Below are 12,184 nucleotides of genomic sequence, written 5' to 3'. Positions count from 1 at the left end.
TCCCGCCAGGCAACTGCTAAACTCCAGGCCGCCCGTGGCGTTCACGGGCGGTTTCTTTTTCCGGTCCCATGATTCCCTCTCCCGTTCCCGCTGTCATCAACCATCTGCTGGTCCAGGAAGCCTGGGCCACCCGGAAGCTGTCGCTGCATGCCGGCAAGGTCGCCCGCATCGACACCGGTATTGTCGTCCTGCAATTACAGGTGGCGGCCGACGGCCTGGTCGAAGCCGCCGCGGCCGATGCCGTGCCCAATGTCACCATACGCATGAAGCTGTCCGACCTGCCGCTGATGATGCAGAACCGCGAACGCGCGTTTTCCTACGTGCAGGTCGAGGGCGACGCCGAGTTCGCCAACGCAGTGTCGCAGGTGTCCCAGGGCGTGCGCTGGGAAGCCGAGGACGACCTGTCGCGGCTGGTCGGCGACATCGCCGCGCGCCGCATCGTCGCCGGCGGCCGGGCCGTGTTCGGCGCCGCCAAGGCGACCCGCCGACGGATCGAGGAGAACGTCGCCGAATATTTCCTTGAAGAACAGCCGCTGCTGGTGCGGCCGCAGGCGGTGGCCGAATTCAGCGCCGATGTCGCCGAACTGCGCGACGATGTCGAGCGGCTTGCCAAGCGCATCGAGCGCCTGCGCGGAGGGCTCGCATGATCCGGCGCCTGCTGCGGGTATTCCGGATCCTCTCGGTCGTGCTGCGTTACGGCCTCGACAATATCGCGATGTCCGGCGTCACGCCGCGCATTGCGCTGCTGACCAAGCGCCTGCTGTTCTGGCGCGACATCAGCGCGCCCCGCGGCGAGCGCCTGCGCCGCGCGCTGGAAGAGCTGGGGCCGATCTTCGTGAAATTCGGGCAGGTGATGTCGACCCGGCGCGACCTGATGCCGCCCGACATTGCCAACGAGCTGGCGCTGCTGCAGGACCGCGTGCCGCCGTTCGACTCCGACCTCGCCATAGCGCAGATCATCCGCTCGCTGGGCGCGCATCCGGACGACCTGTTCGCCTGGTTCGACCGCAAGCCGGTCGCGTCCGCCTCGATCGCCCAGGTGCACTTCGCCCGCCTGCGCAACGGCGCCGAGGTCGCGGTCAAGGTGCTGCGTCCCAACATGAAGAAGACCATCGACGAGGACGTGGCGCTGATGCACATCGTCGCCGGCTGGGTCGAGCGGCTGTGGGCCGACGGCCGCCGGCTCAAGCCGCGCCAGGTGGTCGCCGAGTTCGACAAGTACCTGCATGACGAACTCGACCTGATGCGGGAAGCGGCCAACGGCAGCCAGCTGCGCCGCAACTTCGCCGAGTCGAAGATGCTGCTGGTGCCGGAAATGTACTGGGATTTCTGTTCCGAGTCGGTGATCACGATGGAGCGGATGAACGGCATCCCGATCTCGCAGATCGACCGGCTGCTGGCCGAGGGCGTCGACCTGAAGAAGCTGTCCAGCGACGGCGTCGAGATCTTTTTCACGCAGGTCTTCCGCGACGGCTTCTTTCATGCGGACATGCATCCTGGCAACATCCTGGTCTCGGTCGCGCCGGAAACCTTCGGCCGCTACATCGCGCTGGACTTCGGCATCGTCGGCACGCTGACCGATTTCGACAAGGACTACCTGTCGCAGAACTTCCTGGCCTTCTTCCGGCGCGACTACAAGCGGGTGGCGGAAGCACATATCGAATCGGGCTGGGCGCCGAAGGACACCCGCGTCGACGAGCTCGAAGCCGCAGTGCGCGCCTGCTGCGAACCCATCTTCGACCGGCCGCTGCGCGATATCTCGTTCGGCCAGGTGCTGCTGCGGCTGTTCCAGACCTCGCGCCGCTTCAATGTCGAGGTGCAGCCGCAGCTGGTGCTGCTGCAGAAGACCCTGCTCAATATCGAAGGCCTGGGCCGCCAGCTCGACCCCGACCTCGACCTCTGGAAAACCGCGCGGCCCTACCTGGAGCGCTGGATGAACGAGCAGATAGGCTGGCGCGGTCTGCTCGAACGGCTGCGCGAGGAAGCGCCGCGTTACAGCCAGCTGCTGCCGCAGCTGCCGCGGCTGGCGGCGCAGGCGCTGCAGGCCAGCCAGGGCAACGACAGCCGGGAAAACGCCGAGCTGCTCAAGCGCGTGCTGTCGGAGCAGCGGCGCACCAACATGCTGCTGAGCGTGGCGGTCTATTTCGGCGGCGGGCTGGCGGTCGGCGTGGTGGTGGTGCAGCTGTTCCTGCGCTGGTATTACCTGCTGGAGTGAGCTGACACCGGGAACGGCGCCGGCGGCCGGCGGCGCCGCCCCGGCCGGGCGCGCCATTTCCCGCGGGCGAATGGCCGGAAGCGCCGGTGTTTTGCATGGAAGCAACACTGTCAGCACGGATCAGGGCGCGAATTTTGCATTCGAATCCGGCAGCGGTTCCCAACGTTATAATCCGGAAAATTTTCTCTGGGGCACCTGAATAATGAGCACGCTGGCCATTTTCGTCCTGCTGTACCTGGCGGCCTCGATCGCCATCGGCCTGTATGCGGCGCGCCGCGTGAAGACCTCGGGCGACTACACCAACGCCGGCCGGTCGCTGCCGCTCTATGTCGTGATCGCCACCGTGTTCGCGACCTGGTTCGGTTCGGAAACCGTGCTGGGCATACCGGCCAAATTCGTCAAGGATGGCCTGGGCGGCGTGATCGAGGACCCGTTCGGCGCATCGATGTGCCTGGTGCTGGTGGGACTGTTCTTCGCCAGGAAGCTATACCGGATGAACCTGCTGACCATCGGCGACTACTACCGGCAGCGCTACAGCCGCACGGTCGAGATCATCGTGTCGCTGTGCATCGTGGTGTCCTATCTCGGCTGGGTGTCGGCCCAGATCACCGCGCTCGGCCTGGTGTTCAGCGTGCTGTCCAAGGGCGCCATCAGCATGCCGGCCGGCATGTGCATCGGCGCGGCCATCGTGCTGGTCTACACCCTGTTCGGCGGCATGTGGTCGGTGGCGATGACCGACCTGTTTCAGATGAGCATCATCGGCGTCGGGCTGCTGTACATCGCCTACCTGGTTTCGGGCATGGCCGGCGGCGCGCAGAACGTGGTCGCGCATGCGGCGGCCGCCGGAAAGTTCGACTTCGCGCCGGCGGTCGGCACGAAGGAAATCCTGGCCTTCACCGGCGCCATCGTCACGATGATGTTCGGTTCGATACCCCAGCAGGACGTGTTCCAGCGCGTGATGTCGGCGCGCTCCGAGAAGATCGGCGCCACCGGCGCGATTTCCGGCGGCGTGCTTTATTTTCTGTTCGCCTTCGTGCCGATGTTCCTTGCCTACTCGGCTTACCTGATCGACCCGAAGATGGTGTCCGCGCTGCTCGACACCGACGCCCAGATGATCCTGCCCACGCTGATCCTCGACAACACGCCGGTGTTCGCGCAGGTTATGTTTTTCGGGGCGCTGCTGTCGGCCATCATGTCGACCGCCAGCGGGACGCTGCTCGCGCCCAGCATCACGCTGACCGAGAACGTGCTGCGCGAATACTTTCCGATGAACGACAGGCAGCTGCTGCTGGCCACGCGCATCGTGGTGGTCTGCTTCGCCTGCGTGGTGACGGTGTTCGCGCTGCTGTCGCAGGGCACGCCGATCTATGACATGGTCGGCAATGCGTACAAGGTCACGCTGGTGACGGCCTTCATCCCGCTGGTCATGGGCCTGTACTGGAAGCGGGCGAGCAACCAGGGCGCGCTGTGCGCGGTGCTGGGCGGCCTCGCGTCCTGGCTGCTGATGGAACGCTTCGGCGGCGACTCGATCTGGCCGCCGCAGCTGGTCGGGCTGCTGGTCAGTTTCACGGGCATGGTGCTGGGCTCGGTGCTGCCGCAATGGCTGCGCGCGGGTCCCGGCCGGCGGGCGCACGATGCCGGCATCGCCGGCAGCCGCTGAAGGCTGTCCCGCGCCAGGGCCGATAATAGTGGGGTGCCCACGCGAAAGCCTTTATAATCCAAGGTTTTGTACGATTTTCGCTGGGGAATTATGCCGATCTATGCCTACCGTTGCGCCGCCTGCGGCTTTGCCAAGGATGCGCTGCAAAAGATGTCCGATGCGCCTTTGACCGTCTGCCCTTCCTGCGGCAAGCCCGAATTCAAGAAGCAGGTGACCGCCGCCGGCTTCCAGCTCAAGGGTTCGGGCTGGTACGTGACCGATTTCAAGGGCGGTTCGGGCGGCACCACCGCGCCCGCGGTAGCCACGGGCGAGAACGGCGGCAAGACGGAATCCAAGTCCGACGCCGCGCCCGCCGCCCCGGCCGCGCCCGCGACCGGCACCACCGGCGACGCGAAGTGACGCGCATCCGCCGCCACGACGCCGTGAGCTCCGATCATGCGTAAATATTTCGTTACCGGCCTGCTGATCCTGGTGCCTCTGGCCATCACGATCTGGGTGCTGAACCTGATCATCAGCACCATGGACCAGTCGCTCCTGCTGCTGCCCGAGCGCTGGCGGCCCGAGGCGGTGGTGGGTTTCCACATACCGGGCCTGGGCACCATCCTGACGCTGATGGTCATTTTCCTGACCGGCCTGGCGACCCGCAACTTCGTCGGCAAGCGCATCGTCTGGGCATGGGAAGCGCTGCTGACCCGCATCCCGGTCGTGCGCTCGATCTATTCCAGCGTCAAGCAGGTCTCCGACACGCTGTTTTCCTCGTCGGGCAACGCGTTCCGCAAGGCGCTCCTGGTCCAGTATCCGCGCGAAGGCAGCTGGACCATCGGCTTCCTGACCGGCGTGCCGGGCGGCGACGTGCGCAACCATTTGCAGGGCGACTATGTCAGCCTCTACATACCCACCACGCCCAATCCCACCTCCGGCTTCTTCCTGATGGTGCCGCGGGCCGACACCATCGAGCTCGAGATGAACGTGGATGAGGCGCTGAAGTACATTGTTTCGATGGGCGTGGTGGCGCCCGAATACTTCGAAAAGAAACTGATCATCGACCCGGCCAAGGTCTGAAGCAGACTGCCGGCATCGAGCAAAGCAAACTGAACTGGAAAGCGACTATGTCTTCTATGCGTACTGATTACTGTGGCCTCGTCAACGAGGCGCAGCTGGGCCAAACCGTCAGCCTGTGCGGCTGGGTGCATCGCCGCCGCGACCATGGCGGCGTCATCTTCATCGACCTGCGCGACCGCGAGGGCCTGGTGCAGGTGGTCTGCGACCCGGACCGCGCCGACGTCTTCAAGACCGCCGAGTCGGTCCGCAACGAGTATTGCCTGCGCATCACCGGCGTCGTGCGCAGCCGGCCGGAAGGCACCAGCAACGCCAACCTGGGCTCGGGCAAGATCGAGGTGCTGTGCCATGAACTGCAGGTGCTCAACGCGTCGGTCACGCCGCCGTTCCAGCTCGACGACGACAACCTGTCGGAAACCACCCGCCTGACGCACCGCGTGCTCGACCTGCGCCGTCCGCAGATGCAGAACAACCTGCGCCTGCGCTACAAGGTGACGATGGAAGTGCGCAAATTCCTGGACGCCAACGGCTTCATCGACATCGAGACGCCGATGCTGACCAAGTCCACGCCCGAAGGCGCGCGCGACTACCTGGTGCCGTCGCGGGTGAATCCCGGCCATTTCTTTGCGCTGCCGCAGTCGCCGCAGCTGTTCAAGCAGCTGCTGATGGTGGCCAACTTCGACCGCTATTACCAGATCACCAAGTGCTTCCGCGACGAGGACCTGCGCGCCGACCGCCAGCCCGAGTTCACCCAGATCGACTGCGAGACCTCGTTCATGAGCGAGCAGGACATCCGCGACCTGTTCGAGGACATGATCCGCCTGGTGTTCCGCAATGCGCTGAAAGTCGAATTGCCCAACCCGTTCCCGGTGATGGACTTCGCCACCGCGATGGCGCTGTACGGCTCCGACAAGCCGGACATGCGCGTCAAGCTGCAGTTCACCGACCTGACCGCGGTGATGAAGGACGTCGACTTCAAGGTGTTCTCCGGCGCCGCCAACATGGAAGGCGGCCGCGTGGTCGGCCTGCGCGTTCCGGGCGGCGCCATCATGCCGCGTTCCGAGATCGACGCCTACACCCAGTTCGTCGGCATCTACGGCGCCAAGGGCCTGGCCTACATCAAGGTCAACGAGAAGGCCAAGGGCCGCGATGGCCTGCAGTCGCCTATCGTCAAGAACCTGCACGACGCGGCGCTGGCGCAGGTCGTCGAGCAGACCGGCGCGCAGGACGGCGACCTGATCTTCTTCGGCGCCGACAAGGCCAAGGTCGTCAATGACGCGATCGGCGCGCTGCGCGTCAAGATCGGCCACAGCGACTTCGGTCGCAAGGCTGATTTGCTGGAAGACGGCTGGCGTCCGCTGTGGGTCGTCGACTTCCCGATGTTCGAGCATGACGAGGAAGCCGACCGCTGGGTCGCGCTGCATCACCCTTTCACCGCGCCCAAGGAAGGGCACGAGGACTTCATCGAGACCGATCCGGGCCGCGCGATCGCGCAGGCCTACGACATGGTGCTGAACGGCTGGGAACTGGGCGGCGGCTCGGTCCGTATCCACCGCGCCGACGTGCAAAGCAAGGTGTTCCGCGCGCTCAACATCGATGCCGAGGAAGCGCAGCTGAAGTTCGGCTTCCTGCTCGATGCGCTGCAATACGGCGCGCCGCCGCACGGCGGCCTGGCCTTCGGCCTCGACCGCATCGTGACGATGATGACCGGCGCCGAATCGATCCGCGACGTGATCGCCTTCCCCAAGACCCAGCGCGCCCAGTGCCTGCTGACCCAGGCGCCGTCCGAAGTCGACGAGAAGCAGCTGCGCGAGCTGCATATCCGGCTGCGCAACACGGAGCCGGCAGTCAAGGCGTAACAACGCGGCAGGCCGCCCGGACAGGCGGCCAGTCAATGACAATGCCGTTCACCTTGCCGTGAACGGCATTTTTTCTTGTCCGTGCGGCTATACTGGCCTTTCTGCCCGAATCCCGCCGCCATGCAAGCCAAGCCTTATAAAATCCCCGAATCGGTGCTGGTCGTCATCCATACCGCCGACCTGGACGTGCTGCTGATCGAGCGCACGCCCAATCCCGGGTTCTGGCAGTCGGTGACAGGCAGCAAGGACACCGTGGACGAGCCGCTCGAAGTCACCGCCGCGCGCGAGGTGATGGAGGAGACCGGCATCATGGTTGCGCCGGATCATCTTCGCGACTGGCAACTTTCCAATGTTTACGCCATCTATCCAGTATGGCGGCACCGCTATGCGCCCGACGTGACGCATAACACCGAGCACGTGTTCAGCCTGGAGGTACCGCGCGACATCACCGTCACGCTGGCGCCGAGGGAACATACCGACGCCGTCTGGCTGCCTTACCTCGCGGCGGCGGACAAGTGCTTCTCGCCATCGAATGCCGAAGCGATATTGCAACTGCCCTGGCGCATGCGGCAATTTGCCGGCGCAGGCAAACAGCACAACCAGAAACAGGATCAACCTTCATGAAGCTGCGCATCGCCACCTACAATATTCACAAGGGTGTCTCCACCATCGGCAGCCGGCCCCGGGTCCACGCGCTCAAGCAGGCGCTGTCCGCGCTGGAGGCCGACGTGATTTTCCTGCAGGAAGTGCAGGGCCGGCATGACCTGCTGGCGCTGAAGCATGCAGCTAACACCAACTGGCCGTCGCAGGGCCAGCACGAGTTCTTCGCCGGCGAGGACAAGCATTGCGCCTATGGCGTCAATGCCGTGTACGACCACGGCCACCACGGCAATGCGCTGGTCAGCAGCTTCCCGATCGCGTCCTCGCGCAACCAGGACGTGTCCGACCATGCCTACGAATCGCGCGGCATCCTGCATTGCGTGGTCCAGTGCAACGATATCGCGGTCCATTGCTATGTCGTCCACCTGGGGTTGTTCGCGGGCAGCCGCAAGCGCCAGACCGACGCGCTGATCGAAGCGGTGTCGTCATCGGCGCCGCCGGGCGCGCCCGTCATCATCGCCGGCGACTTCAACGACTGGAACAACCGGCTCAGCGACACCCTGCGCACCGGCCTGGGCGTGACCGAGGTCTTCGACGAGAACCTGAGCCGGCGCGGCTTCGGCACCTACCTGCGGCTACTCGCGGGCCGCGGGCCCAAGATCCAGCCGGCGCGCACCTTTCCGGCCGCGATGCCGATGCTGCAGCTCGACCGTATCTACGTGCGCGGCTTCAAGGTCGGGTCGGCCAAGGTGATGCACGGCATCCTGTGGAGCCGGCTGTCGGACCATGCGCCCATCGTCGCCGAGCTTGAACTGGCGTAATCGCCCGCAAGGCCGCCGCGCCGCCGCTTCGCCTACAATAGCCGCTTTTCCCGAAGCGGCATTCCATGCGTCCGGTTTCCTACACCGCCAATAACAGGCTCACCCTGCTGCATTGCGGCGCCGAGTTTTTTCCCGAGCTTGAGCGGGCATGCGACAACGCAGTTTCCGAGATCTACCTGGAAACCTATATCTTCGCGGACGATGAAACCGCGCACCGGATCGAACAGGCGCTGATCCGCGCAGCCAAGCGCCATGTGCGCGTGTACGTGATCACCGACTGGACCGGCAGCGGCCATCGCAACTCGAAGCGGCTCAAGGCACGGTTCCTGGCCGGCGGCGTCAAGCATCGCAGCTTCAACCCGTGGTTTCGGCGCGGCGTCGCCCGCACCCACAGGAAGATGTGCGTCGTCGACCGCAAGCTGGCCTTCCTCGGCGGCCTGAACATCAACGACGACCTGATCTCGGACGACGATTCGGCGATGCCGCTGCCTGCGCCGCGCTGGGACTTCGGCGTGCGCATCAGCGGGCCGCTGGTGTCTTTCATCCATGACGAGATCACGACCCAGTGGGCGCGGCTGGGAAAGCTGGACCTGAAGTCGCGGCTGGACCGCATGCGCAAGCTGCGCACGACGCATGTCGAGGACGTCAGTGCGCCGGCCTTCGCCGCGCTGGTGGTGCGCGACAACCTGCGCAACCGCCGCACGATACAGCGCTCCTACCTGCATGCGCTGGGCCACGCGCGCGAGACCGCCTGGCTGGCCAATCCCTATTTCGCGCCGGGCCGCAAGATGCGCGACGCGCTGTGCCGCGCCGCCGAGCGCGGCGTCGACGTGACGCTGCTGCTGGGCGTGGGCCAGTTCAAGATCCAGGACGCGGTGGCGCGCTCGTTCTACCCGAAGCTGCTGAAGCACGGCGTCAAGATCTACGAGTACCAGAAGACCCAGCTGCACGGCAAGGTGGCGGTGGTGGACGATGAATGGTCGACCGTGGGGTCGAGCAATTACGACGGCTTCTCGCTGTTCGTGAACCAGGAAGCCAACATCGTGGTCAAGGACAAGGATTTCGCGCTCGCGCTGCGCGACCATATCCGGCATGGCGTCAATGACGCGGTCCGCATCCATGCCGAGGAATTCCGCAACACGCCGTGGCACAAGCGGGCATGGTACGGAACGGCCTTCCTGATCTACCGCGCGATGCTGCGGGTGATCACGATGGGCAGGTACACCTGAACGCGCCCATGGCGTGGCGGGCGCGTCATTCCGGCGCGCCCGCCACGGCAACGAACGGCAAGCCGGCTAGATCCTCACCCATGCGCCCTTGAAGACGATGGGGCCGGTCGGCCCGTCCGCCTTCGGCGAGCCGCCTTTCGGCTCCAGCGTCACGGCCAGCAGCGGCGCCGTGTCGGGCGTCGCATCGGCCGGCAGCGCCAGCGTGATGCTGCCGTCCGCCGCCAGCAGGCCCAGCGAGTGCGGATTGCCCTGTTTCGGCACCGCCCACAGTTCCAGGCTGCGGTCGGCCGCCACGGCCTGCGGCGCAACCAGCCTCACCGTCAGGCTGTGGGTATGCGCATTGCCGGTGACGACGGCCACCGGCTGCGCCCTGTCGTCGGCCAGCATGGCGACGAAGGACGGCGGCGTTTCGGCATTGAACTGGCGGGTCAGCAGCACGACCACCAGCAGCGCGGCCAGGGTGGTCGAGGCCATGCCGAGGTTGCGCCAGAAGCCGAGGCTGTCGCGCAGCCGCGCCAGCCAGCCGGCGCCGGGTGCCTGCCGCAGGCCGACCTGGCGGGAAATGCTGTCCCATACCTCGGGCCGCGGGGCCGCATCCGGAGCGAACTGCGCCATCGGATGGAGCCGGTCCTGCCATTCCTGGACGGCGCGCCGGATCACCGCGTGCCGTGCCTGCAGCGTGTCGAAGCGGCGGCGCGCGCCGCCGCGCAGCGTGCCGAGCACGTATTCGGCGGCCAGCTTGTCCACCAGTTCGGGATTGCGCTCGATATTCATGCGCGCTCCAGGCGCGTCAGGCAGGTGCGCAGCCGTTCCAGCCCGCGCCGGACCCAGGTCTTGACCGTGCCCAGCGGCAGCTTCATCTGCTCGGCCACTTCGCTGTGCGACAGGTCGTGATAGAAGGCCAGCGCAATCGCCTGCCGGTGCAGGCCCTCCAGCCTGGAAAAGCACTGCGCCAACGCCTTTGCGTCGGCGCTCATCTGCAGCGCGTCCAGCGGGCCAGGCTCGGTGCTCTCAAGTGCATCCATGACATCCTTGTCAAAAGTATCCGCATCGATCTCGACGACGGCGTCGGTGCGGCGCAGCGTATCGAAGGCACGGTTGCGTACGATCGTGGTCATCCAGGTCAGCGGCGCCGCCAGGCCGGCCTGGTAGCCGCCGGCATTGTTCCAGATGCTGACGAAGCTTTCCTGCAGGACTTCCTCCGCCAGCTCCCTCTTGTTCAATATACGCAGCGCGAAGCCAAACAGTTTCGGCGATGTTGCTTCATATAATGAACGGAAGGCGGCGCCATCCTTGCGGGCGACGGCGGCCAGCAGTTTCCTGAGCTTTTCTGGATCGGTACTGGACAAGGCGTCCCTCCTGAGGTCGTTTTTAGTTGCGGCGGCGAATTTCGGGGGAATTCTACGCAGAAACCGCCTGCGATGGATGACACCGGTAATTGAAATTTCGACGTAACCCTCGATATAGGAAGAATCGGCTATACAGGATCTCCAACGATGAGCAATGAGAGTGTACGCATAGACAAGTGGCTGTGGGCAGCCCGTTTCTTCAAGACGCGCAGCATGGCTACCGACGCGGTCGACAGCGGCAGGATCAAGCTGAACGGCGACAAGGTCAAGCCGGCCAGGGGCGTCAAGCTGGGCGACCGGGTCGATGTCGACAACGGGTCGACCGAATGGGAAGTGGTGGTGAAGGAGTTGTCCGATGTGCGCCGTGCGGCCAGCTTCGCGCAGGCGCTGTACGAGGAAACCGGCGAAAGCGTCGAAAAGCGCGCACGCGCTGCCGAAGACCGCCGTTATTTCCGCGAACCCGGCGCCGACATGAAAGGCCGTCCGACCAAGCGCGACCGGCGGCTGATCAGCCGCTCCCAGTCGTGATGACGCCGGTTCGATGCATCGCGCATGGAACCGGCCGGTCTAGAACATCCACTCTAGGTTGCAGTTTGACATTTAAGAGTGTCTGCATAATAGTACGAACGTTCGCATTACGTTCATTCCTGATTTTCCCCAGCATCCACTAAGGTCTCATTGCGTCCCATCATGACTGACACGACACCAAAATTCATGCGCAAGGGCGAGCTCACACGCGCTGCGATCCTGGATGTGGCGCTGGGACTGGCAAGCCGCGACGGCCTCGAGGGCCTGACCATCGGCCTGCTGGCCGACAAGATGAACATGAGCAAGTCCGGCGTCTTCGCGCATTTCGGCTCGCGCGAGGACCTGCAGATCGAAGTGCTGAAGCTGTACCACCACCATTTCGAGCAGGAAGTGTTCTATCCCAGCATGAAGGACGCCCGCGGCCTGCCGCGGCTGCAAAGCATGTTTACCCGCTGGATCAAGCGCGTGACCATGGAGCTGGCTTCCGGCTGCATCTATATCAGCGGCGCGGTCGAATATGACGACCGTCCCGGCGCAATACGCGAAGAGCTGGTGGGGATGGTCAAGGCATGGCAGGAAGCCTTGCGGCGCTGCGTCGAGCAGGCCGTCGAATGCGGCCACCTCCGCGCCGACACCGACCCGCAGCAGATGGTGTACGAAATGTACGGACTGGTGCTGGCGCTGCACCATGACGCCCGCTTCATCAAGCGTCCCGGCAGTGTAGGCCGCGCCCAGGCGGGTTTCGAGCGCCTGCTTGAAAGCTACCGCGCCGCAACAGCGGCCGGCGGCATCGATGCGACACCCACAGCAAAAATCGCTGTCGACAAGACAGCCTGAAATTCAACAATCCACTGCTCTTCTGGA

At 64.9% G+C, this 12,184-nt stretch carries 13 protein-coding genes; 11 read left to right on the top strand and 2 right to left on the bottom strand.

The window, feature by feature from the left end:
- Positions 1–68: 68 nt before the first annotated feature.
- From QOL82_RS14915 to QOL82_RS14875, 9 genes are all read left to right on the top strand, one after another.
- The gene (locus tag QOL82_RS14915) at positions 69–647 is read left to right on the top strand and encodes a ubiquinone biosynthesis accessory factor UbiJ (protein WP_283443082.1); all 579 of its coding nucleotides are present in this window, start codon (positions 69–71) and stop codon (positions 645–647) included.
- Entirely contained in the window at positions 644–2,215 is a 1,572-nt protein-coding gene (gene ubiB / locus QOL82_RS14910; protein WP_283443081.1) for a ubiquinone biosynthesis regulatory protein kinase UbiB, read from the top strand. Before QOL82_RS14915 ends, ubiB begins: the two co-directional genes overlap by 4 nt.
- A gap of 202 nt (positions 2,216–2,417) precedes the next feature.
- Positions 2,418–3,875: a high affinity choline transporter 1 gene (locus QOL82_RS14905; protein WP_283443080.1), complete on the top strand. Its 1,458-nt coding sequence runs from the start codon at positions 2,418–2,420 to the stop codon at positions 3,873–3,875.
- A gap of 90 nt (positions 3,876–3,965) precedes the next feature.
- Positions 3,966–4,274, top strand: coding sequence for an FmdB family zinc ribbon protein (locus QOL82_RS14900; RefSeq protein ID WP_283443079.1), 309 nt, complete (start codon positions 3,966–3,968; stop codon positions 4,272–4,274).
- A gap of 36 nt (positions 4,275–4,310) precedes the next feature.
- Positions 4,311–4,937 (top strand): DUF502 domain-containing protein, encoded by a 627-nt coding sequence (locus QOL82_RS14895; protein WP_283443078.1) that lies wholly within the window; start codon positions 4,311–4,313, stop codon positions 4,935–4,937.
- Positions 4,938–4,993: 56 nt separating this feature from the next.
- Entirely contained in the window at positions 4,994–6,793 is a 1,800-nt protein-coding gene (gene aspS, locus QOL82_RS14890; protein WP_283443194.1) for an aspartate--tRNA ligase, read from the top strand.
- A 120-nt stretch (positions 6,794–6,913) separates the two neighbouring features.
- Entirely contained in the window at positions 6,914–7,417 is a 504-nt protein-coding gene (nudB, locus tag QOL82_RS14885; RefSeq protein ID WP_283443077.1) for a dihydroneopterin triphosphate diphosphatase, read from the top strand.
- Positions 7,414–8,214, top strand: a complete 801-nt coding sequence (locus tag QOL82_RS14880) for an endonuclease/exonuclease/phosphatase family protein (RefSeq protein ID WP_283443076.1) — start codon at positions 7,414–7,416, stop codon at positions 8,212–8,214. The genes nudB and QOL82_RS14880 overlap by 4 nt, the downstream gene beginning before the upstream one ends.
- Before the next feature lie 65 nt (positions 8,215–8,279).
- Positions 8,280–9,443, top strand: coding sequence for a phospholipase D-like domain-containing protein (locus tag QOL82_RS14875; RefSeq protein WP_283443075.1), 1,164 nt, complete (start codon positions 8,280–8,282; stop codon positions 9,441–9,443).
- Positions 9,444–9,509: 66 nt separating this feature from the next.
- On the opposite strand, the gene QOL82_RS14870 is transcribed toward QOL82_RS14875, so the two are convergent.
- Positions 9,510–10,217 carry an anti-sigma factor gene (locus QOL82_RS14870; protein ID WP_283443074.1) on the bottom strand — a complete coding sequence of 236 codons (708 nt, stop codon included), beginning with the start codon at positions 10,215–10,217 and terminating at the stop codon, positions 9,510–9,512.
- Positions 10,214–10,792 (bottom strand): sigma-70 family RNA polymerase sigma factor, encoded by a 579-nt coding sequence (locus QOL82_RS14865; RefSeq protein ID WP_283443073.1) that lies wholly within the window; start codon positions 10,790–10,792, stop codon positions 10,214–10,216. The genes QOL82_RS14870 and QOL82_RS14865 overlap by 4 nt, the downstream gene beginning before the upstream one ends.
- A gap of 147 nt (positions 10,793–10,939) precedes the next feature.
- On the opposite strand from QOL82_RS14865, the gene QOL82_RS14860 reads away from it, so the two are divergent.
- Together QOL82_RS14860 and QOL82_RS14855 are read left to right on the top strand one after the other, a co-directional pair.
- A complete protein-coding gene (locus QOL82_RS14860) occupies positions 10,940–11,320 on the top strand; it encodes an RNA-binding S4 domain-containing protein (RefSeq protein WP_283443072.1) in 381 nt (126 codons plus the stop codon).
- A 186-nt stretch (positions 11,321–11,506) separates the two neighbouring features.
- Positions 11,507–12,157 carry a TetR/AcrR family transcriptional regulator gene (locus QOL82_RS14855; protein ID WP_283443193.1) on the top strand — a complete coding sequence of 217 codons (651 nt, stop codon included), beginning with the start codon at positions 11,507–11,509 and terminating at the stop codon, positions 12,155–12,157.
- The last annotated feature ends 27 nt before the right edge of the window (positions 12,158–12,184 follow it).

Source organism: Noviherbaspirillum suwonense (assembly GCF_900182955.1).
Taxonomy (GTDB): Bacteria; Pseudomonadota; Gammaproteobacteria; order Burkholderiales; family Burkholderiaceae_D; genus Noviherbaspirillum_A; species Noviherbaspirillum_A suwonense.
This window is presented reverse-complemented; position numbering and strand designations above follow the sequence as displayed.

Excerpts from the sequence above, each read along its gene's own strand:
- QOL82_RS14915 (WP_283443082.1), top strand. The coding sequence starts at position 69 with ATGATTCCCTCTCCCGTTCCCGCTGTCATCAACCATCTGCTGGTCCAG.
- ubiB (WP_283443081.1), top strand. The coding sequence starts at position 644 with ATGATCCGGCGCCTGCTGCGGGTATTCCGGATCCTCTCGGTCGTGCTG.
- QOL82_RS14905 (WP_283443080.1), top strand. The coding sequence starts at position 2,418 with ATGAGCACGCTGGCCATTTTCGTCCTGCTGTACCTGGCGGCCTCGATC.
- QOL82_RS14900 (WP_283443079.1), top strand. The coding sequence starts at position 3,966 with ATGCCGATCTATGCCTACCGTTGCGCCGCCTGCGGCTTTGCCAAGGAT.
- QOL82_RS14895 (WP_283443078.1), top strand. The coding sequence starts at position 4,311 with ATGCGTAAATATTTCGTTACCGGCCTGCTGATCCTGGTGCCTCTGGCC.
- aspS (WP_283443194.1), top strand. The coding sequence starts at position 4,994 with ATGCGTACTGATTACTGTGGCCTCGTCAACGAGGCGCAGCTGGGCCAA.
- nudB (WP_283443077.1), top strand. The coding sequence starts at position 6,914 with ATGCAAGCCAAGCCTTATAAAATCCCCGAATCGGTGCTGGTCGTCATC.
- QOL82_RS14880 (WP_283443076.1), top strand. The coding sequence starts at position 7,414 with ATGAAGCTGCGCATCGCCACCTACAATATTCACAAGGGTGTCTCCACC.
- QOL82_RS14875 (WP_283443075.1), top strand. The coding sequence starts at position 8,280 with ATGCGTCCGGTTTCCTACACCGCCAATAACAGGCTCACCCTGCTGCAT.
- QOL82_RS14870 (WP_283443074.1), bottom strand. The coding sequence starts at position 10,217 with ATGAATATCGAGCGCAATCCCGAACTGGTGGACAAGCTGGCCGCCGAA.
- QOL82_RS14860 (WP_283443072.1), top strand. The coding sequence starts at position 10,940 with ATGAGCAATGAGAGTGTACGCATAGACAAGTGGCTGTGGGCAGCCCGT.
- QOL82_RS14855 (WP_283443193.1), top strand. The coding sequence starts at position 11,507 with ATGCGCAAGGGCGAGCTCACACGCGCTGCGATCCTGGATGTGGCGCTG.